21 protein-coding genes, 4 tRNA genes and 1 other annotated feature are annotated in these 21,031 nt (G+C 52.5%); of the genes, 6 read left to right on the top strand and 19 right to left on the bottom strand.

Features of this window, described 5'->3' with window-relative positions; genetic code table 11:
- The first annotated feature begins 125 nt into the window (after nt 1–125).
- Nucleotides 126–827 carry a PIG-L deacetylase family protein gene (locus tag IEW70_RS05145; protein WP_188646861.1) on the top strand — a complete coding sequence of 234 codons (702 nt, stop codon included), beginning with the start codon at nt 126–128 and terminating at the stop codon, nt 825–827.
- A gap of 37 nt (nt 828–864) precedes the next feature.
- Here IEW70_RS05145 and IEW70_RS05140 read toward each other — a convergent pair whose 3' ends face one another.
- The 7 genes from IEW70_RS05140 to IEW70_RS05110 form a co-directional block, all read right to left on the bottom strand.
- Nucleotides 865–1,461 carry a genetic competence negative regulator gene (locus tag IEW70_RS05140; RefSeq protein ID WP_188646860.1) on the bottom strand — a complete coding sequence of 199 codons (597 nt, stop codon included), beginning with the start codon at nt 1,459–1,461 and terminating at the stop codon, nt 865–867.
- 191 nt (nt 1,462–1,652) lie between these two features.
- Nucleotides 1,653–1,726 (bottom strand) — tRNA-Cys (locus IEW70_RS05135).
- A 58-nt stretch (nt 1,727–1,784) separates the two neighbouring features.
- Nucleotides 1,785–1,861, bottom strand: a tRNA-Met gene (locus tag IEW70_RS05130).
- A 15-nt stretch (nt 1,862–1,876) separates the two neighbouring features.
- Nucleotides 1,877–1,969: transfer RNA gene (locus IEW70_RS05125), tRNA-Ser, on the bottom strand.
- Nucleotides 1,970–1,983: 14 nt separating this feature from the next.
- Nucleotides 1,984–2,075, bottom strand: a tRNA-Ser gene (locus IEW70_RS05120).
- Between the two features lie 44 nt (nt 2,076–2,119).
- The gene (locus tag IEW70_RS05115; RefSeq protein ID WP_188646859.1) at nt 2,120–2,542 is read right to left on the bottom strand and encodes a hypothetical protein; all 423 of its coding nucleotides are present in this window, start codon (nt 2,540–2,542) and stop codon (nt 2,120–2,122) included.
- Between the two features lie 32 nt (nt 2,543–2,574).
- Complete coding sequence (locus tag IEW70_RS05110) at nt 2,575–3,153, bottom strand: CPBP family intramembrane glutamic endopeptidase (RefSeq protein WP_188646858.1); 579 nt, start codon at nt 3,151–3,153, stop codon at nt 2,575–2,577.
- A 140-nt stretch (nt 3,154–3,293) separates the two neighbouring features.
- Here IEW70_RS05110 and IEW70_RS05105 point away from each other — a divergent pair, with 140 nt between their 5' ends.
- Entirely contained in the window at nt 3,294–3,503 is a 210-nt protein-coding gene (locus tag IEW70_RS05105) for a ferredoxin (protein WP_188646857.1), read from the top strand.
- Between the two features lie 30 nt (nt 3,504–3,533).
- Here IEW70_RS05105 and IEW70_RS05100 read toward each other — a convergent pair whose 3' ends face one another.
- The gene (locus tag IEW70_RS05100; RefSeq protein WP_188646856.1) at nt 3,534–3,863 is read right to left on the bottom strand and encodes a rhodanese-like domain-containing protein; all 330 of its coding nucleotides are present in this window, start codon (nt 3,861–3,863) and stop codon (nt 3,534–3,536) included.
- A gap of 200 nt (nt 3,864–4,063) precedes the next feature.
- Between IEW70_RS05100 and IEW70_RS05095 the strand changes: the two genes are divergently transcribed.
- Nucleotides 4,064–4,555, top strand: coding sequence for an inorganic diphosphatase (locus IEW70_RS05095; RefSeq protein ID WP_188646855.1), 492 nt, complete (start codon nt 4,064–4,066; stop codon nt 4,553–4,555).
- Between the two features lie 47 nt (nt 4,556–4,602).
- Here IEW70_RS05095 and IEW70_RS05090 read toward each other — a convergent pair whose 3' ends face one another.
- The gene (locus IEW70_RS05090) at nt 4,603–6,747 is read right to left on the bottom strand and encodes an ATP-dependent helicase (RefSeq protein WP_188646854.1); all 2,145 of its coding nucleotides are present in this window, start codon (nt 6,745–6,747) and stop codon (nt 4,603–4,605) included.
- Between the two features lie 154 nt (nt 6,748–6,901).
- Nucleotides 6,902–7,130: a binding site (T-box leader), on the top strand.
- 61 nt (nt 7,131–7,191) lie between these two features.
- Between IEW70_RS05090 and IEW70_RS05085 the strand changes: the two genes are divergently transcribed.
- From IEW70_RS05085 to IEW70_RS05075, 3 genes are all read left to right on the top strand, one after another.
- A complete protein-coding gene (locus IEW70_RS05085; RefSeq protein WP_188646853.1) occupies nt 7,192–8,364 on the top strand; it encodes a pyridoxal-phosphate-dependent aminotransferase family protein in 1,173 nt (390 codons plus the stop codon).
- Entirely contained in the window at nt 8,333–9,913 is a 1,581-nt protein-coding gene (gene serA / locus IEW70_RS05080; protein WP_188646852.1) for a phosphoglycerate dehydrogenase, read from the top strand. Before IEW70_RS05085 ends, serA begins: the two co-directional genes overlap by 32 nt.
- A 159-nt stretch (nt 9,914–10,072) precedes the next feature.
- Entirely contained in the window at nt 10,073–10,780 is a 708-nt protein-coding gene (locus IEW70_RS05075) for an SDR family oxidoreductase (protein WP_188646851.1), read from the top strand.
- A gap of 35 nt (nt 10,781–10,815) precedes the next feature.
- Here IEW70_RS05075 and IEW70_RS05070 read toward each other — a convergent pair whose 3' ends face one another.
- The 10 genes from IEW70_RS05070 to IEW70_RS05025 all read right to left on the bottom strand — a co-directional run bounded on the left by IEW70_RS05070 (nt 10,816) and on the right by IEW70_RS05025 (nt 20,934).
- On the bottom strand, nt 10,816–12,627 hold the full coding sequence (locus IEW70_RS05070) for an ATP-binding protein (protein WP_188646850.1): 1,812 nt from the start codon (nt 12,625–12,627) through the stop codon (nt 10,816–10,818).
- Complete coding sequence (locus IEW70_RS05065; RefSeq protein WP_188646849.1) at nt 12,624–13,340, bottom strand: response regulator transcription factor; 717 nt, start codon at nt 13,338–13,340, stop codon at nt 12,624–12,626. The genes IEW70_RS05070 and IEW70_RS05065 overlap by 4 nt, the downstream gene beginning before the upstream one ends.
- Before the next feature lie 71 nt (nt 13,341–13,411).
- On the bottom strand, nt 13,412–14,620 hold the full coding sequence (ccsB, locus tag IEW70_RS05060) for a c-type cytochrome biogenesis protein CcsB (protein ID WP_188646848.1): 1,209 nt from the start codon (nt 14,618–14,620) through the stop codon (nt 13,412–13,414).
- The gene (locus IEW70_RS05055; RefSeq protein WP_188646847.1) at nt 14,620–16,212 is read right to left on the bottom strand and encodes a cytochrome c biogenesis protein ResB; all 1,593 of its coding nucleotides are present in this window, start codon (nt 16,210–16,212) and stop codon (nt 14,620–14,622) included. The genes ccsB and IEW70_RS05055 overlap by 1 nt, the downstream gene beginning before the upstream one ends.
- 90 nt (nt 16,213–16,302) lie before the next feature.
- Nucleotides 16,303–17,031: a pseudouridine synthase gene (locus tag IEW70_RS05050; RefSeq protein WP_188646846.1), complete on the bottom strand. Its 729-nt coding sequence runs from the start codon at nt 17,029–17,031 to the stop codon at nt 16,303–16,305.
- A gap of 412 nt (nt 17,032–17,443) precedes the next feature.
- Nucleotides 17,444–17,977 carry a spore maturation protein gene (locus IEW70_RS05045; RefSeq protein WP_188646845.1) on the bottom strand — a complete coding sequence of 178 codons (534 nt, stop codon included), beginning with the start codon at nt 17,975–17,977 and terminating at the stop codon, nt 17,444–17,446.
- Between the two features lie 33 nt (nt 17,978–18,010).
- Complete coding sequence (locus IEW70_RS05040; RefSeq protein WP_188646844.1) at nt 18,011–18,592, bottom strand: nucleoside recognition domain-containing protein; 582 nt, start codon at nt 18,590–18,592, stop codon at nt 18,011–18,013.
- 3 nt (nt 18,593–18,595) lie between these two features.
- On the bottom strand, nt 18,596–19,732 hold the full coding sequence (locus IEW70_RS05035; RefSeq protein ID WP_188646843.1) for a D-alanyl-D-alanine carboxypeptidase family protein: 1,137 nt from the start codon (nt 19,730–19,732) through the stop codon (nt 18,596–18,598).
- Between the two features lie 102 nt (nt 19,733–19,834).
- Nucleotides 19,835–20,296 carry a GerW family sporulation protein gene (gene ytfJ / locus IEW70_RS05030; RefSeq protein WP_188646842.1) on the bottom strand — a complete coding sequence of 154 codons (462 nt, stop codon included), beginning with the start codon at nt 20,294–20,296 and terminating at the stop codon, nt 19,835–19,837.
- Nucleotides 20,266–20,934, bottom strand: a complete 669-nt coding sequence (locus IEW70_RS05025; protein WP_188646841.1) for a DUF2953 domain-containing protein — start codon at nt 20,932–20,934, stop codon at nt 20,266–20,268. The genes ytfJ and IEW70_RS05025 overlap by 31 nt, the downstream gene beginning before the upstream one ends.
- Nucleotides 20,935–21,031: the final 97 nt, after the last annotated feature.

Raw genomic sequence — 21,031 nt, 5'->3', positions numbered from 1 at the left:
ACCTCAAAAAAGTAGTTCCCTATAAATCCATTACCAAGTATACAACACATTGTCCCGCGGTGAGAACACCATTTCTTATTTTGTGCCGGCGGGTATAATAGGATTGAACCAAAGGAGGAAGTCCCATGTCAAATAGAACGTTGTTATGGGTATTTGCCCATCCGGATGATGAAAGTTTTGCTTGTGGGGGTACCATTGCCCGCTATGCAGCAAATGGCTGGCGCACCGTCTTGTATTGTGCGACTCGCGGAGATGCAGGGAGCCCAGGTACGCCGCCGCTTTGCACCCCCGAACAGCTGGGAGATGTCCGTGCTGATGAACTGAGCCGTGCCGCTCGTGTGCTTGGATTGGACCGAGTAATCTTGCGGGACTATGGTGACGGTAGACTGACGCAGTATCCCCAGAACGAGTTAACGCGGGATATCCGCCAGGTGATCCGGGAAGAAAAGCCGGAAGTAGTCATTACCTTTCCAGCAGAGGGAATTTCCGGCCACCCTGACCACCGAGTCATCCATCAGGCGACGGTCAAGGCGGTTCAGGGGCTTAGCCAATGCGTACCCCGGCTGTATTTTGTCGTCATTCCCGGATCTGTGGGAAGAAAATCGGTTCCCTTTCCCACTCCGGATGATCAAGTAACCCATCAAATAGAGGTCAGCCCCTACCGGGAACAAATCATGCGGGCACTACAGCAACACCGTACCCAGCACCGCTCTATCGAACGCGTTTTTCCCGGCGTAATGCAAGGGGAATGGAAATCCTTGCGCACCCGGGAATATTACCAAGCCGCAAACCCTGCCAATGACACACCACCCGATCGATTGGCATAAAATGTAACAAACGACCGCGCACAGCGCGATCGTTTTTTCACGGAGCGAAATATTGAGTGATTTGCTTGACGGCATCTTTTTCCCAAATGGTTCTACCGTATTCCTGCAAAATATGTTCCGTTGTTGTAGAAGCTTCACCGAACTCCGCCAGGACGGCAATGGCTGCTTGCAGGGTTCTCAACTCATAGTCGGTGTCGAGCACCAGGTAGTAACGGTCGCGATATGCATACACCCTGCTCCCTTCCGGCAACATCGGTTTCAACCGGATCGCAGCCTGTACCAAATCCTCAAAATCATTCATGCAAAAAACCACTTGGTCACTCTCTTCCAGAGAGATTTCCAACTCATACATATCATCGTCGTCTAATTCGTCAAAATCAGAGGGATGGGGCGTTCGACCCCGGGTGACGACTACCACCATGCCTTGTGCTGGAAGGGCGAACACTTCCACCGCGACGGGGCCGGCAATCTCAAATCCCAACTCCTGATACGCTTGCTCCATCATATCATTGAACAGTTCATGCACCTTGGGAATGTCTCGCCACATGTCTTCTTTTTCAATCCCTCGCTCCATCAAGTCATCTAAAGACAAGAAGAAGCGAATTTTATCTCGGCTCAGACGCTCGACACGCATGGTTTACCCTCCCTCGCTGGAGACCCGCACACTACAGCGTATGAGGGTACAAATCGATACGTTACGCGGTCAGGTCTCCTTTTCTTTATATGGACCATCATACATGATCCTTTTCAATCCTGTCCATTTAACTATAAAAAAAGAACCCGTTGGCCTTAGGATGGCCGGGATTCCGAAGTTTTATCGATCGATGGAGGGGGCACCCGGATTTGAACCGGGGATGAGGGATTTGCAGTCCCTTGCCTTACCACTTGGCTATGCCCCCGTTTCGTTGTGCAACCCTATGGAAAAAGGGGACGTCTACACCACGCCCCATCGATATCTGGTGGCGGCGGAGGGCCTCGAACCCCCGACCTTACGGGTATGAACCGTACGCTCTAGCCAGCTGAGCTACGCCGCCGCACGAAATCCATAATGGCGGAGAGAGCGGGATTCGAACCCGCGCGGGGCAAAAATGCCCCCTAACGGTTTAGCAAACCGTCCCCTTCGGCCTCTTGGGTATCTCTCCGCGAACATACTTGATGGCGGAGAGGGAGGGATTCGAACCCTCGAGACGGTGGTGACCGCCTACACGATTTCCAATCGTGCTCCTTCGGCCTCTCGGACACCTCTCCAAAACCGACACATTGTAGATCATACCCTATCAAAATCGAACTTGTCAAGAGGATTCCCAATGGCTTTCTGCATAACCGCTCCGCTTCAAAGCCCTTCGCTTCTCCAGATAGCCCCAGCCTTCTTTCCCGCTGAATAAAAGAGTGAACACAGCAGCATGCCAAGGAACTTCAATAAAAAGATACAGGAGCACCGCCAAAGCAACTCCCAGCGGCCACAGCTCCTTCTGCCTGCGGCGGTGTTTCCAGGAAACCGGCAACCCGAGCAACCTGTTGAGAGATCTGCGTACGGCAGCTGCCATCCATCGAAAACTGACATAAAGGAGAAACAGGAATCCTGCATATTCGGGGGAGAGCGCCTTCCACAGAGTCCATTCCCAGGAGTTCCCTCCATGATCGGGAAAAAACAGGACAGCCGTTGCTGCCAGCAACCCGCTCCACACCGCCGTGACCCCAGATGTCCGATTCATGGATTCCACCTCCATGAATAGTATATGGCAGCTCATTCCTCGGTAATCTTGGCACCCGGCATTTTACCCAACCGAATGCAAACACCCAACACAAAATCCAGTAAAAAATGGGCCACCATCGCCGCCGTGAGAGAATGGGTCCATTCGGTGAGCCAGCCCAGTCCTAAACTGACCACGAACAACACTGTCACCATCACCCATTTCCGAAGATAACGAAAGTGAATCGCTGTAAACAACAAAGCGGAGCCAAAAACACCAAGCCAATATTGTACTGCTCCCCGAAAGAGAAGCTCTTCCGCCACGGCGACCAATGCCGTCACCACAGCAATGTGCCAGACCGGTAAATTCTGAAACAACAGCCGATTTAATCCGCCGTCATCCAGCCATTCCTCCGGCAGCCACCTGGCCAACAGCCAATCGATCAGCACCACAGCCAACCCCGCCAATGCGCCGATCCCCCAATCCTCTCCTTCCCTCCAGGTAAACAAGTGTTCATTTAACCGACCTTGCCACCATAATAACAGCACCGCAGTCAATAAAATCACTGCTTGCGATAGATACAAGTTGAGAAGCAACATGTTGCCGTTGAGACGCTGTACTCTGCCACCCATCAACACGTCTCCTTTCCCATCATTCCCGCTGGATTCTGTATCGATTGACTTGCAATTCCGAACCGGACACTCTAAAATGAGGGATGGATATGGACTGGTTTTCAGGATTTCACCATATGAGAGGAGATTGATTTAATCCGATGCGTACTTGGGTAGACAAAGACACTTGCATTGCTTGCGGAGCATGCGGTGCCACGGCACCGGATGTTTATGACTACGATGAAGACGGAATCGCTTACGTGATTCTGGATGATAACACGGGTACCGCAGAAGTGCCCGAAGAGCTTCATGAAGACGTGCGTGACGCCCAAGAGGGCTGCCCCACGGACTCCATCAAAGTTGAAGAATAACGGGAAAAAGCTGCCTCGTTTGAGGCAGCTTTATTCATTTCCGGAAGCGATTTCGTCCTCTTCCAAAAACAGACTGACTCTGGCCATACCACCCTCTACATTGACCGCATCAAACCCTTGCTCCGAAAGGTAGTTGCAAGCATAGACACTGCGAATCCCGTGGGCGCACAGGATATACATTTTTCGGTCCTTCGGCAGCTCGTTCAGTGTAAACGGCAAGGTCTGCAGGGGCATCAGCTTCGCCCCGTTCAGCCGGTACACTTCCCACTCTTCCGGTTCCCGCACATCGAGAATCATTTCTGAGCCATCCAGTCCTTCACGGTAAAGATTCGCAAAATCCTCTGCGGATATTTCCCTCACATAGCTCACCTTCTTCTATTCGCTGACAGACATTGTATTGTCAAAAGCCCGTTGTCAAAAATACTCGCGTTACTGACGTCATTGTATCATACCTGTTGTTCCATCCGGCGGATCAATTGTCCTTTATTGATTCCATGCACAAAAGGGAATACAATGGTCAGTGGGTGTTCCCATACATACGGAAGCAAGGAGGAACTGACATGGCCAAAAATGAACTGGTTGTGGACGCTTTTATCGAGATTCCCACGGGGAGCCAAAACAAATACGAATACGACAAAGAAGAGGGCGTATTCCGCCTGGATCGGGTTCTGTATTCCCCGATGCACTATCCGACCGAATACGGCTACTTGAACAACACCTTAGCTGAAGACGGCGACCCGCTGGACATTCTGGTGCTGACCACCTTCCCCACCTTCCCCGGGTGCGTAATCAAGTCCCGGGTGATCGGCGTCCTTCTGATGGCCGATGACAAAGGAAAAGATGAAAAACTGCTGGCTGTGCCGGTCGATGACCCCCGCTGGGACGGCGTGAACAGCCTGGAGGATGTTCCGGCACACACCTTGAAAGAGATCGAACACTTTTTCCAAGTATATAAAGACCTGGAAAACAAGGAAACCCGTATCGAAGGCTGGAAAGACGCCGACACGGCTGCCGAGTTGTATCGCGAATGCGTGCAGCGGTATAAGGGCTGATTTGCAAACACCCCCCGGAAAAACCGGGGGGTGTTTGATCTACAGCATCACCCCGGCTTCTTCTCAGGAAATTGTAAGAGTCCCAACTGCCGGGCCAATTCATAATGAAGGGAATGCACTCCTTGGGAAAAACGCACCGTAATCTTTCGGCCGGGGGCTACCCCTTGAAGCGGCTCCACCATGATCACTTCCCCCTCTCCCCATTTTCGGTGCAGAAAGCGATCTCCCGCTTGCACCGCTTCCCGGCTGAAACGCAGCTGCGGCTGATCGGAAGCGGCGGGCCGCTGGGGAAGGGACCCGCCGGAAGTCACCGGTGACGTCGGTTTCTCCCTGTTTGCCTCCTGCCCGTTAAACCCCAGCTCCGTCAAAAAAGGACTGGCACCTACCCGCTTTCCCTGGCGGGTCTGACTGACGGACAGGACCAGTTCTTTGCGCGCTCGGGTAATTCCGACATACAACAATCGCCGTTCTTCTTCCCACGCTTCCCTTTTTTTGCTCTCCGAAACCTGTAGGCTTCGATGATGGGGAATCACCATCGCATGCAATCCGATCAAAAATACCCGGTCAAATTCCAGCCCTTTTGCCTTGTGAAACGTCATCAATCGGACGCGCGGATGACGAGGATGCTCCCGCACCTTTTCCTCCACCTGCTCGATATGGCGCAAAAAAGCACCCGGATTGGCGAACGGTTCGGCAGCCAGCTCCAGTTCATCCACTGTCTCCCGATAAAAAGCCGCATCACCGCCCGTATCCTCCGCAAAAGAAGTTAAAAACCGGTCATAACCGATCCGGTCACGAATCCGGGAGATGGCTTCCCGAGCGGAAAATCCTTGGAGCTGACGCACTTCTTCCGCCATCCTGGCACACTTTTTGCGTTGATACGGTTCCAATCGATCCAAGTCGGAAAGGGTATCCAGCAAGCTTTTCCCTGTTTTCCGGGAAAGATGCCACAGCTCGTCCATCCAAGCCTCTCCGTATATGTACCGTTTGGGCTTATTAATCACCCGGACCAGCGCATCCAGATCATTTGGATTCTCCGCCAACCGGAGGTAAGCCAAGATATCTGCTACTTGCCATCGTCGGTAAAAGGAAGCATCTCCTGCGGACACCGTAAAGTCGATGTCTTCCCTTACCAAGGCATCGATCACCGCCCGTGCTTGGGTCGCCGTTCGGTATAACACGGCTGTTTCCATCCCATCTTGGAGGGAGTCCAAAATATAGCGGGCTTCCTCTTCTTCGTCCGCAGGCTCACACCACTTGGGTAAAATCCCTTGTTTGCCGGTGCCTTTCAACCGTTTCGGCTGTCGCAACCGGTTATGCCGGATCAATCGCTGCCCGGCATCGATAATTTCTTCTGTGGACCGATAATTGGTGCTTAATACCACTTTTCGGATATCCGGGTATACTTCTTCCAACCGAAGCATCAACCGGGGATCGCTCCCGCGAAATCCATAGATCGCCTGATCGTCATCCCCGACGGCAAACAAATGCCCCTTTTCACCCACCAAATCCAGCAAGGATTCAAATTGCAACGGATTGATATCCTGAAACTCATCCACCAGCACATGGTCGAACCGGGTACGCCAGGGATGTTTCGGCTCCTGAATGACCCGGTGAAAAGCCAGGAGAATATCATCGTAGTCCCAGAAGCCCCCTTCTTTTTTCCGCTCTTCATAGGCCAGGAACACGTTTCGAAAGCGAATATTTTTCTCCTTTTTCACCTTCATGCGGTCCGGCAGGATCCCTTTCCCCTTACAATAGCCGATCTGGCTCAGCATCCCGGCAACCGCCTCCTCATCTGCAGGTTGATCCATTTCCTGCAAAATCTGCCGAACCCATTCCCGTTGGCGGTTTTCTTGTAAGATCACAGGTATTCGGCCAGTTTCCCAGGGCAGCATCTGAAGAAAAATCGAGTGGAATGTTCCGATGGTGATCGCACGCAGTCGGCTGCCGAGATCACGGGCCAAGCGCTCTTTCATCTCCCTTGCGGCAGCCCGGGTAAATGTAACGACCATCATCCGGTCCGGCGATACCCCCTGATGGAGAAGAAAACCCACCCTGCGGGTCAATACCGTCGTCTTGCCGCTGCCCGGCCCGGCAAAAACCGCCGTGATGCGCGACATGGAGGTGACTGCCCGTACTTGATCCTCATTCAACCCTTCCGTCAGGGTTTCCAACTCCTTCGTAATCACCTCTATTCCCTTCCTTCTTCGGTGATTTCCGTTGAGCAAATGCGGTACCATGGTATCACAAACCCGTTCTCATTGGGGAGAATTTTTTATTGACACTGGAAAGAAACCCGTGGTAGAGTAATTAACAACATTCAGCCGATGCATTTTCATATCGCGATCGACGATGAAGGAGCCAAGTTTCAGCACGGTACCACAGAGAGCCGGTGGTTGGTGGAAACCGGTGTACCGACTGGAGCGGAGCACTCCCGAGTCATCCGTCTGAATAGGAGTAGGACGGATCGGTTAATCCGTTATCTTCGGGGTCTATGACCCCTAGAGGCATTGCACCGTGAGGTGCAGTGCAAATGAGGGTGGCAACGCGAACCGAGTCCTTCGTCCCTCACCGCCTGGCCGGTGGTGTGGGCGGAGGACTTTTTTTGATACAAAAAAGGAGGAGAGAAACGGATGATTCAAGACAAATTCCGGCTCCATACTCCGGGGCCGACACCTATTCCCCCCCGAGTCCAGCAAGCGATGAATCAGCCGATGATCGGTCACCGGGATCCGGATTGTTCCCGCTTGGTTCGGGATTTGAGCCTTCGTATGGGACTGGTTTTTGGCACCCAGGAACCGGTCTTACTCATGACCGGCAGCGGTACCTCGGCACTGGAAGCAGCTGCCGCCAACACCTTGTCCGCTGGAGACGAAGCGGTGGTAGTGGTCACCGGTGCTTTTGGGGACCGCTTCGCCAAGATCCTTCAGGCCCACCAGATCACGCTTCATCGCTTGGACATTCCGTGGGGCGAAGCTTGTCAACCGGAACAGCTGCGTTCGTTCTTGCAAGAGCGTCCGAAAGCCAAGGCGGTCTTTCTCACCTATTGTGAAACATCTACCGGTGTGCTGAATCCGATTCCCGAACTGTCCCAAGTCATTCACAGTCACTCCGATGCCCTGGTGATTGTCGATGGAGTCAGCTGCATTGGAGCTGTTCCCAGCCGGATGGACGTTTGGGGCGTGGATATTCTGGTGACAGGTTCCCAGAAAGCCCTCATGTTGCCGCCGGGCATGGCCTTTACTGCCGTCAGCCCCCGTGCCTGGGAAGCGATTGACAAAAACCCCCACCCGCGTTTTTATCTGGATTTGCGCAATTACAAAAACAGTTTGGAAAAGGATACGACGCCTTACACCCCGGCTGTCACGCTTCTCAGAGGATTGGAAGCCGTTTTGGATATGCTCGAGGAAGAAGGTTGGGAAAAGGTTATCCACCGACACAAGCTTATGAAAGAAATGACGCGAGCCGGTACGAGAGCGCTGGGACTTGACTTGATGACATCCGATGATGTCGCCTCCCCCACCGTTACCTCCATTTGGGGCAGCGACAAGTGGTCTTCGGAAGATCTGAGGAAAGCCTTGCGGCAACTTTCTGTCCGTGTCGCTGGAGGACAGCAGCACCTGAAAGGGAAGATCTTCCGCATCGGTCATATGGGTTATTGTGATCCGTTGGATGTTCTGACCGTATTGTCCGCATTGGAATTAGCACTCAAAAACATCGGGGTTCCTGTTGAAGCGGGAGCCGGCATTCAAGCAGCTGAGGAGGTATTTCATCGTGTATCGCATCCTGATTACCGACCCGCTTAGTGATCAAGGAATCGAAAAATTGTTAAAGGCGCCGGACGTGGAAGTGGTTCAAAAAACCAATCTGACGCCGGAGCAGTTGCTGGAAGAAATCGCCGAAGCAGACGCGCTGTTAGTTCGCAGCCAGACCAAAGTGACAGCGGAAGTCATCCAAGCCGGCAAAAAGCTGAAAGTGATCGGACGGGCGGGTGTGGGTGTCGACAACATCGACATTCCCGCTGCCACCAGCAAAGGGATCATTGTCGTCAACGCGCCGGACGGCAATACCATTTCCACAGCGGAACACACTTTTGCCATGATGATCTCTCTGGCCCGCAACATCCCTCAAGGCTATAAGTCCACCATCCAAGGAAAATGGAAACGGAAAAACTTTGTGGGTGTTGAATTGAACCACAAAACCCTGGGGATCGTCGGTCTGGGGCGGATTGGGACCGAAGTGGCGAAACGGGCCAAAGCCTTCAACATGAAAGTGATTGCCTTCGATCCTTATTTGACGGAAGAGCGCGCCCAAAAAATCGGAGTGCATAAAGGATCGGTCGATGATGTGATCACCCAGTCAGACTTTATCACTGTGCATACTCCTTTGACTAAAGAAACCCGTCATCTAATCAATGCCGAAGCTTTTGAGCGGATGAAACCCGGCGTGCGGATCATCAACTGTGCTCGCGGGGGAATCATCGATGAAGCGGCGCTGTATGAAGCCATCCAAAAGGGGAAAGTGGCCGGTGCCGCACTGGACGTTTTTGAAACCGAACCGCCGGGGGAACACCCTTTGTTTTCTTTGCCGCAAGTGATTGCCACCCCCCACTTGGGTGCATCCACCCGGGAAGCCCAGGAGAATGTAGCCCAGGATGTATCGGAAGAAATTCTCCACATATTGCGGGATCAGCCCTTTAAAAACGCCGTCAACCTCCCGTCCATCCCGGCGGATCTCCAAGAGAAGCTGAAACCTTATCAGGTATTGGCGGAAAAACTGGGCGGATTCGCTATTCAAGTTGCAAATGGCGCTCTGGATGAAATCACGATTACGTACTCCGGGGAATTGACCGAAATGGATCCTGCTCCTTTGACCCGGATCATCCTAAAAGGCGCTTTGTCCTGCTACCTCTCGGACATCAACTATGTGAATGCACCCTATCTGGCCAAAGAACGGGGCGTACGGGTGACTGAACAAAAAGTCTCCAAAAGCCACGGCTTTACCAACCTGATTACCGTGGAAACCAAAACCGATCAACAGGTGACGAAAGTCGCCGGTACCTTGTTGAACGGTTTGGGACCGCGCATCGTTCAAATCGACCGCTACTCTGTAGATGTCCAACCCGAAGGGCACCTGTTGCTGGTTCAGCACAATGACCGGCCGGGGGCGATCGGACGAGTGGGAACCATCTTGGGCAGCCACGATGTCAATATCGCCACGATGCAGGTCGGACGCAAAGATATCGGTGGCCATGCAATTATGATGCTCACGGTCGATAAGCCGGTAGAGGAAACTTTGCTGGATTCCCTGGAAGAGTTGGAAGAGATTGAAACGGTGACGGCGATCGATCTATAATACCCAGAAGCTCCCGCTCAAACACAGGCGGGAGCTTTGCTTATGAGAATTCGCTTCCTGTTCTCCGGACATGGGCCGCTGCTCTTCAGACGTTCTATCATTCTCTCTTCACCATGTGTTACCCTATCTATATCGACGCTGTAAAAGGAGGAAGCTGTTTTGGCAGATGTAACAGGATATACAGCCATCGTAACCGGGGCGAGCAAAGGGCTGGGCAAAGCAATCACCCTCCGTCTCGCCCAAGGAGGAGCCCGTGTCTTCGCCGCTGCCAGGAGTCAAGAAGCGTTGCAGAAACTGGCGAATGAGAATCCGGACCACATCCTACCCGTCACCTGTGATGTAACCCAGTCCGATCAGGTCCAGCATCTGATTCACACCGCAGTGAAGCAGGCCGGAAAACTGGACATCTTGATCAACAATGCCGGACTGGGTCACTTTGGCAAAGTGCAAGACCTGACGGAAGAAGAGTGGGATCAAATGATGGACGTTAATTTGAAGGGGGTCTTTCTTGCCTGCAAATATGCGATTCCTCACCTGATCCGACAAAAAGGACATATTGTCAACATCTCCAGTATCGCCGGAACCGTTACTTTCCCAAAAGGTGGCGGATATTGCGCGTCCAAGTTCGGTCTGATGGCATTGTCCGATGTGCTGACACAAGAACTGAAACAAAAAGAGGTGCGCGTGACCACCGTCTGCCCCGGCTCGATTCAGACGGAATTCTTCGGGGAAGCCGGTCCCAAACCCTACTACCTGCAACCGGAACAAGTGGCAGAGGCCGTCTACACGGCTGTTGCTGCTCCTAAGGAAGTGATTTTCAACCAGATCGTGATGCGGCCCCAAGTTCCACCGGAGCAGCAAAAGTAAAAAGGCCACGCACCTAAATGTGCGTGGCCTTTTTCTCACTCTGCTTCCCTTTCCGGCACCTTATGCGGTAAGCGCACTACAAACTTCGTGCCTTCCCCGATCTTGCTGGTGACGGATACACTGCCTTGATGGGCATCGATCAAGTGCTTCACAATCGCCAGACCCAGACCGGTACCCCCCTGTTTGCCCCGGGTACGTGCCTTGTCTGCTTTGTAGAAGCGTTCAAAAATGAAAGGCAAATCTTCTTCCGGAATACCGCTGCCGGTATCCTCCACTTCCAGCCGGAAGCCTTCCGGCTCTTCCGCTGCCCGCAACGTCACCTGGCCGGACTCCGGAGTGTGACGAATCGCGTTATCCACCAAATTGGTCAACACTTGCTCAACCTTGTCTTCATCCCACCACGCCTTGGAGAGCGGTTCCGCAATCTCCCCTTCCAGATGCACCCGTTGTTCGTGAGCGATATTCTGGAATTTGCGAAGGATGCGCCGGCATAAACGGACCACATCCACCTTCCCCGGTTCCAGCCGGATCCGGCCCGCCTCCATGCGAGCCAGATCCAGCAGTTCATGAACCAACCGACCCATCCGCATGGATTCATCATGAATAACTGTCGCAATCTCTTTTTGCTCTTCGGGCGTCTGGGCAATTCCATCCAACAACGCTTCACTGTAACCCTGTAACATGGAGATCGGCGTCCGCAGTTCATGGGAGACATTGGCCACAAAGTCTTTCCGCATCTTATCCAGGCGGCGCTCATCCGTCACATCCCGCAGCACCGTCACAGCCCCTCGTACCTGATCCCGCGCATACAAAGGGGCCATGACAAAGGCCCAGGTTCGTCCCTGCAACGTGATATCCCCGGTTTGTTCCTTTTCTTCTTCGATCACTGTGGTAAAAATCTCATACAGCGGCTGGGGAAGATCCTGGGAGTCCTCTTCCGGTTTGTCCCCATGCCACTCCTTCAACAACTTGTCTGCAGGGGGATTGGTCACAATCACCCGTCCCTGGGCATTCAGCGTAATCACGCCGTCAGCCATGCTGCGCAAAACGCTGGCCAACTGCTCCTTTTCCTGGGACAATGCATGAATCGATTCTTCCAGCTGAGCGGCCATCCGGTTAAACGCAAGTGCCAGATCCCCGATTTCATCCCGCTCGTGGGAGCGTACAGGCACACGGGTAGAAAACTGCCCCTTGGCCATTTTTTCCGCTGCCCGCTTCATTTGAATCAAGGGCTGCGTAATTCGTGTCGACAGAAAAAAGGCGAAAATCGTGGTCAAAACAATCCCGATCAATGCGGAATAATGGATCAGCTTTTTGATGGAACCTTCGCTCAACTGATCCTGGGTCTGATACAACACAATCGCGCCTTTTACCCGACCGTCGGGATCCTTTAACGGATAAGCGACCATCATAATCTCATCCTTGAACAGCGGAAAGGTCGACTCCCAGTTTTTGCCGACCATCACCTTGCCCCGAATCACCTGTTTTTGCCCTTGAAACACTTTGTCGATCGGGGTTTGCTCCAGAATATCCTGCCAAGGAATATCGGGCACATTAGGGGAAACCCCGATCGGTTCCACCGAACCGTCGGGGCCGAGGACGATCATGTAGGTATTGTATAAGTCCGCCACCTTCAACACGGTTTTGAGATATTCGGACTGATCCGTCCCCGTTTGCTGCAGTGTTTCTTGAATGTGTTGCCCCAAGGCTTCCAAGCTGTTCAACTGGGCCTCATAGTAGGTATCCATAATCTGCTCGCTCAGAAAAACACTGAGCACCAGCAGCACGATCGTCACCAGTCCGATGATGGTCAGCCACAACTTGCCGACCACACTGCGCAGGATCATTCTTTCGGCACCTCGAGTTTATATCCGACACCCCAAACCGTGTTGATCATTTTGGCGGCTTGCGGCGATGCCCGGTTCAATTTTTCCCGGAGACGTTTGATATGGGTATCCACCGTGCGGAGATCTCCGAAAAACTCATAGTTCCACACGTCCCGCAACAGCTCTTCCCGGGTAAACACCTTGTCCGGGCTCGATGCCAGGTAATGAAGGAGCTCGTACTCCTTGGGGGTCAGCGCGACCTCTTTCCCGCCTGCCCGCACTTCATGGGCATCGTGGTCAATGGTCAGCTCCGGAAACACGATCACATTGTGCGTTTCTGTCTCCGTCGATAAAAAGGCCGTCGCCGACGCCCGGCGCAGCACCGCTTTCACCCGGTGCACCAACTCGCGGGGGCTGAAGGGTTTGACCACGTAATCATCCGTTCCCGCTTCAAACCCTTCCACCCGGTTGCTCTCTTCCCCACGGGCGGTCAGCATAATAATCGGCGTCGCTTTTTTGTTGCGAATCTCCCGGCAGACTTCCAATCCATCCGTTCCCGGCAGCATCAAGTCCAGCAAGATCAAGTCGTAATCCTGCTCCAACGCTTTTTGAAGCGCCTCTTCTCCGTCTTCTGCTTCATCAATCCGATACCCCTCCCGCTCCAGGTACATACGGAGCAGGCGGCGAATCCGGTCTTCATCATCTACGACAAGAATGTGTTCCTGTTTAGCCAACGGACTCACCTCACTGACGACCAAAAGTTCACGATCTTTTCTATATCATACCATACCTTATCTGTTCCCAATCAGGAAGCATAGGAGTGAAGACCCGCGATGACCAGGTTGATCATGATCAGATTCAACATAATCACAATAAACCCGCCCACGGACATCCACGCCGATTTGAGCCCCTGCCAGCCTCGGGACAAACGAAGATGCAGATAGGCACTGTAAAAGAGCCAGGTAATCAACGCCCACGTCTCTTTGGGGTCCCATCCCCAGAAGCGGCCCCAGGCTTCATGGGCCCAGATCATGGCGAAAACCAAACCTCCCAAGGTGAAAATCGGATATCCGATAGCGATGGCCCGATAGCTGATTTCATCCACGGTTTCCAGATCCAAATGCTTTACCATCGGGTATAAGAGCTCGTATACCCGTTTGCGGATCAGTAAGCGGAGGACACCGTATAGGAGAAGCCCCGTCAGTGCGGACCACAACACCGAGTTGAATTTGCTGGCCGCCTTTTCCCCCTGCATCCAGGAAGGTGCTTCAAAGAGCGGACCTCGCCAGCCGAGGAACGGCTGTACCTGAAGAGCCTGACTATCTATCGGTGCCACGATGGGCGGCATGTCGTATTTTTGTACCACGGTCTGCCCTTCAAACACATGCTGGAAGGAAGCCTGATAACCGACGGCTCCAAAGGCAAAGGAAGCCAAAATAAAGCCGACGAACATCAACACGACGACCATGCACACTTCCAGCATGGTGGCTGTTCGGCTGTTTCGGTCCAATCCCACATACCGGATCAGGTAGATCAAACCGGCCACAAAACCGACCGCCAAGGCCCCCTCCCCCAGCGCCACGGTGGTAACATGAATGTGCAGCCAATAACTTTGCAAAGCCGGGATCAAGGGCTTCACTTCCCGGGGAAATACCGCCGCATAAGCCAGCATAATGACGGCCAGAGGCATGACAAATGCCCCCAAGGTCACGGTCCGGTACATGAAATAGATGACGATAAAGGCCACCACAATGGCGAAACACAGAAAAGCCGTAAATTCAAACATATTGCTGGTGGGAAAAAATCCGCTGATCAAAATGCGGGTCACCGTGAACGCCACTTGCAACACCGCTCCGGCCGAGGCAAAGAAGAGTCCCCGTTTTCCCCACCGAGCCAGGTGAACTTTTTCTCCATCCCTGGACTTTTTGCCGGTGATCGCTGTTACAAAGGCTACGGAAGATATGACATACAAAATAAAGGTGCCAAACAACAGATACTCCATCAGATGTACCATTATTGATTCCCCTGCCCTTCTTCAGGAGTAAAGGAGAGATGCAAGCCGCATTCCTTCGACACTTGCTCCAGCTCTCGGCGGATCCCGTACCAGTTTTTGTTGGTATGGGCGCCGATATAGAGCTGGTCTTCTGCCCAGCGGATCCAGACCCGGCGGTGGAACCAGAAGAAGCCCATGACCAAACCGATCATCGCTACAACCCCGCCGAACAAAATCACCGGCAAACTCTTTTCTGTGCGGAATTTCAATCCGGACACATTCACCGTTTCGATCTTTTCCAAGTCCATCGTGTAGCGGTTTTTTCGATTCAAATCATCCAGATTCGTACCGGCAATCATCCAGGATTTCTCCGGTTCATCCAGCTTGGGCGAATCTACCTCAAAAATAAACGCTGGACGATTGGGGTTTTCCGATTTTGTGGTGGGACGGTTGCCATCCATGATGAAATCCGGGAAATAGTCCAGGATGCGGACTGTCACGCCGTTCTTTAAGGCATAAGTCGGCTTGGGATCATATAAGTCAATCCGTATCGATCCCAACTTTTTCTTTGTTTTCTTGTCCTTCACCCCTAAACGAATCGCCTCTGCCTGATTGGGCTGGAAATCCGCCTGATACAAGAGGAGCCCCTTGTATTCCATCGGTTGGTTTACCACGATGGCATCCCGATGCACCGGTTTCAACCTGCCGGAAGCATTTTTTTCATACAGGATGGTGTCGGTTTCATACTTTTTTACCACCGGCGTTTGTTCTTCCAGCTTCTGCGGCATTTCTTGGGGGTCATACAATTCGATGTCCGCTTTCACATTCTTCACATAGAAAGGAGTCTCGGGAATTTTTTTGATCTGCCCTTCCCGTACATAAACAAACTCATCCATCGCCCAGCCAGGGAGCAACCGGAGCAGAACACCGAACAAAAACAGAATCAAGCCGATATGGATGACATAAGGTCCCCAGCGGCTGAACCTTCCTTTCTCCGCTAATAGGGAATCACCTTCCCGGCGTACGCGATACCCTTTCTTTTGCAGGACTTTCATCCATTTATCCAGTGCCGATTCCTTTTCTTTTTCCTTCGTCGACACAGTCTGATGAATTCTCTGTCGCAAGATGAATGAGATGTTTTTCTCCACCCGTTGATTTTTCAGCGCTTGATACAGCGGGATCACCCGGTCCAGACTGCACACCACCAAAGAAATGCCGATCATCGACAGAAGGGTGATAAACCACCAGGATTCGTACATACGGTGCAAACCCAGCTGGTAGTAGATGTCTCCGATCGTGCCGTATTTCTGTGGATAATACGCATCCGGCCGGTTGGAAGGAATGTATTGCTCCTGTGGAAGCAACGTACCCAAGACCGATGCCAACAAAGTAATGAGGATTAAATATACCGCCACCTTGACGGAAGAAAAAAAGTTCCATACCCTGTCAAACCACGTGGTGTTCTGGGTTTGAGAACGTCGTGCTTTCCCTTCATAGCGCATCTCCAAGGGCTGGCCCGACGATTCCGATTCATCCAACGGTTTTCCGCAGTACTCGCACAAAATGGTACCGACGGGGTTATTGTGGCCGCACTCGCACTTGGTATTTTCCATGAATGTCACCCCCGTTACGGTAAGCCGTTCGTTCCACCATCCAACATTATACCTCTCGTTCTTTTGGGCACCGAAGAAGTCGTATGAAAATTATTTGAAAGATGGGAACCGAAGCAATTGTTTCAAACGAGCCACTTCCGATTCCGTAAGCTCACGATAAGCCCCCGGACGCAAGGCTCCCAATCCCAAAAAGGCCACCCGTGTGCGAATCAAATGGCGAACCGGGTGGCCCACCGCCTCGCACATCCGTCGCACTTGCCGATTGCGCCCTTCGTGTATGATCAATTCCAAGACACTGGTATTTTTTTTTTGTTCCAACAGACGTACTTTTGCCGGGGCCGTTCGCCCATCCACCAAGGGGACTCCTTTTCGCAGGCGCTCCAGCTTATCTTCGTCAGGGTGTCCCTCTACGGTTGCTTTGTAGCACTTGTCCACCTCGTAGCGGGGATGTGCCAAGCGATGAGCCAACTCCCCGTCATTGGTCAGGATCAGCAAGCCTTCCGTATCATAATCCAACCGTCCCACCGGATACACCCGCTCCGGTATGTCCCGTATGTAATCCGTTATGGTTTTCCGCCCTTGGGGATCAGACAAACTCGTAATCACCCGTTTTGGTTTATAAAACAATAACACTCGTTGTTTTTCCAGGTGAACCCGCCGCCCCTCCACTTCAATTACATCCCGGGCCGGGTCCACTTTGACGCCGAGCTCCGTGACCACCTGGCCGTTGACGCGTACCTTCCCTTGTTGAATCCACTCTTCACTTTTGCGGCGCGATGCGATCCCCGCCCGTGCCATCACCTTTTGTAACCGCTCCATTTTTCCACCTCATTGTCCATCTTATCCATCCATGCAGGGATTCACAAGCGATTTACCCTGTGTGTCACAAAAAGAACAATAAAGAGCCCTCAACTGAGGGCTTCAGAAAGATAGCTTCTACTCTTTTGCCCGTCGCTCCCTTTCCGACGTCACAGATGTGATGCTGTCTGTTCCAACAGATTCAACGAGACGCGGCACCATGCGGAATGTACTCAAAAAGTACAAGTACCCACAGGGCACACGTCACGCCATGGTCGCAAGCTCCCAGGTCGCGCTATGTGCCGCTTTTTGTCTCGTCTCCTATCTTGTCGCTAAGTTCGTCGTCAAAAGTCGCTGCTCGGGCAAAAGAGTTCTTCGCTTATATCGAGAAACTTTGTCAGCACCTAAGGCCGCTTGCTATCAACAATAAAAGCTAGCTTCCAAACACCCAGGTCACCACCAGCCAAGAGGCGAGCATTCCCGCCAAATCCGCCATCAATCCCACTTTGATCGCATAGAGGGAGTTGCGGATTCCGACCGCTCCGAAATATACGGTCAGCACATACAAGGTAGTGTCGGTACTTCCCTGCATCGTCGCCCCCAACCGGCTGATGAAGGAATCGGGTCCGTAGGTCCGGAAGAGACTCTCTATATAGGCCAGCGACCCTGCTCCGGATATGGGACGGAGCAGGGCAAGGGGAACGGCTTCTTCCGGAAAGTGAACCACAGACCATAGCGGTTTCAGCAACCCGAGATAAAACTGCAACGCCCCCGTTTCCCGAAACACGGACACCGCCACCATCATGCCCACAAGATGGGGAATGATCTGGATGGCGGTGGGAAAACCGTCTTTTGCCCCGTCGACAAAACTTTCATACACCGGTACCTTTCGAAAAGCAGCATATAAAGGAATGAAAGCCAGCAAAGCTGGAAGCAGCCATTCAGACACGGCCATCATCCAGTCCATCCTGATCCCCCCTCTCCCGTATTTTCGATGAGATTAAGCGTTCAACCGCCGGCGGTACCATCGATCCAGAACAATGGCGGTCAGTGTTGAGCAGCAGGTGGCAAAGATGGTCGTACCGATAATCACTTCCGGCTGCACAGACCCGTACTCCATGCGCAAACCGATCATCGTTGTGGGAATCAGTGTGAGACTGGATGTATTCAATGCAAGCAGGGTACACATCGCCGGCGTCGCCGACTTCGGATCAGGATTCAGCTTTTGCAGTTCTTCCATTGCTTTTATCCCCATCGGAGTTGCGGCATTGCCCAGTCCAAACAAGTTGGCGCTCATATTGGATACAATGTATCCTAGTGCCGGATGGTCTTTCGGTACATCCGGGAACAGCAGACGGGCTGCCGGAGCCAACACCCGAGCCAACTTATCCAGCAGACCCGCATGCTGGGCAATGCGCATCATTCCCTGCCAAAACACCAGGATGCTGATCAAACCGAAGCATACCGCAACGCCTTCTTTGGCCCCCTTCAGCGCTGCTGCTGTCACGATGTCCATCTGTCCCTGCATCGCTGCGGCGATCACTCCGCTGATCAACATGAACAGCCAAATATAGTTGACCACCGGTTATCCCCCTCTCCCGACCATATAGGCCAGAACGGAGAGCCATTGTCCCAGCGCTGTATCTTCCGCCGGCTTCTTTTTGACTTCCAGGGGAACCGATCCAATGGGCTTGCCTTTGAGGTAAATCCGTGCCGTCCCCACTCGGGTCCCTTCTTTGCGGACTTTGGCCAATGGGTAGGTAATCATCGGCTTCACGGAGATCTCTTGTTCTTCTCCTGAACGCAAGGGATAACGAAACCCTTTGGTAGTCACCACCGCCAAAGCCGGTTGTTCATCTCCAGGAATATCTGCCATCACTTCTCCTTTATGAACCAAGGATTCCGGAGTAAACTCCCGGAAACCGTATTCGAGCAAAAACATGGAATCGTTCCAGTCATCCGGCGCATTCAGGGTTACGCAAGCCAACTGCCGGCCATCCCGGGTGGCAGAGGAGACCAGTGTGCGCTTGGACAGCTTGGTGTATCCCGTTTTCACACCATCCCCGCCGGGAAAGAGACGCAACATTTTGTTTTTGTTATACCATTTGCGGTGCCACTGCTCCCCCGGCCAGGGTACCGTCTTTACTTGTGTACCGACGATTTTCCGGAAAGTGGGATTTTTCAAAGCATACGCCGTCAGCTTCGCTACATCCCGAGCGGTGGAGTAGTGTTCCGGTGCATCCAGCCCGTGAGGATTTTCAAAATGAGTCCCTTCTAAGCCGAGATACTCCGCCTTTTCATTCATCATGTACACAAAGCCGTTTAAAGAACCTCCGATGTGCTCCGCGATCGCCACAGCCGCATCGTTCCCGGAACGGAGCATCAATCCGTACAACAGGTGCTCAAGCGGGATCTCTTCCCCTTCTTTCAGATAAATCGAGGAACCTTCCACTCCGGCTGCCCGGGGTCCCACTTTCACTTTTTCACCTAAGCGACCGTTTTCAATGGCGACGATCGCCGTCATGATTTTGGTCAAGCTGGCTATTCGCATTCGATTATCGGCATTTTTGGCAAACAACACGCGATTGGACTGGACGTCAACCAGCACCGCTGCTTGAGCGCTGAGGGAAGGAGGGCTCATCGGCTCGGATGCCTCTGCTGCCGGCAGCCAAACGGCTATCCATCCCATGCACAAGATGAGTATCATGACAGTTGCGCGCATGACCTCTCCACCTACCAGCTTGTTTTACAGACATATATATGCCTGTCTCCCGGGGTTATGAAAAAAAGAAAAAGCCGCTTCCGCGAAGCCGGCTTTGAGATGTCAAATATTCGTTTTGGGCTCGTCAAACCCCTTGTCTTTTTTGCCTAAACCCTTGATTTTTTCCATGACCCCAGGAGCCAAATCAATCAACCGGTCATACAAATGAGTAGACCCTTCCATGTTAAGAAGTTTAACCCCTTTTTCATTGACTACCAGGAAACCCACCGGCGTGATGGAAACCCCGCCCCCGCTCCCGCCTCCAAAAGGATGATTTTTCTTCCCTTTGGAATCCGGACGATTCCCTCCGGAATCATCAGGAGAGCCGCCATTCTGAGAAGATCCCGCACCCGTAAACTCGCTTCCACCGGCAGCAAATCCAAATCCGACACGGGAAACAGGAATGATTACACTACCATTGGGAGCTTCCACAGGATCGCCGACGATGGTATTCACATCCACCATTTCCTTGATGTTTTCCATCGCTGTTGTCATTAGCCCTTGAATTGGATGCTCTTCTGCCATGTCCGTTCATCCCCTTTCCATCGCATGTGTACCAACAGACAGATCAAAGCAAGCATAGCATGCCCGATGCGGAACCGAATTATACAGTCCAATTCCGTTTGCCACACTCTGTCGGTAAAGTGTGGTGTTACCTGCAAATCGGGCTTCGTTTTCCATCGGATATACGAACCGGCCACACCCACCAGCGTAGACTTGACGCCCCAGGCAATCCCCGTTAATACACCTGTATCGGCAGCATCCCCTGTTCCCAGCCGAGTGGTCCAAGTCAACCGTTCACAAGTGACCCGGCTCAAAAAACGACGGATGATCCGATACAGGTCTGCGACGCGTCTTCGAAGCCAACTCCACCGTTCTTTCGCCCGCTTGATATCCTGTAGTGTGATCCTCATCCGTTGCCGTTTTTTCAGACCAGGGATATTGGATGTCGTTTTTGTTTTAGCTTGCAAACTGTTTTCCGTATCCAGCAGAGGGACCTCATATTGAAACCGAATCAAACCGCCCAGCCACTTGACTCGGATAAAAACATGATCCTCCTTTTCCTTGCGCCGATAAGTCAAATGGACGCGCAAAGTGGTAAAAGGAATCAATAACAGCAAACCCACGAAGCAACCCGCTGCAATGGCCCATCCATAACCCATCCGTCCCGCCTCCTGCTTAATTTCATTGTCGGCAAAGAAGACGGACTTCATACATAACAATGAAAGAGAGGGATTTCACCGTGATGAAACCCCTCTC

The sequence above is a fragment of the Marinithermofilum abyssi genome (assembly GCF_014641195.1).
GTDB classification, from domain to species: Bacteria; Bacillota; Bacilli; order Thermoactinomycetales; family DSM-45169; genus Marinithermofilum; species Marinithermofilum abyssi.
Note: the sequence above shows the minus strand (reverse complement) of the source record. Positions and strands in the feature narration are given on the sequence as shown.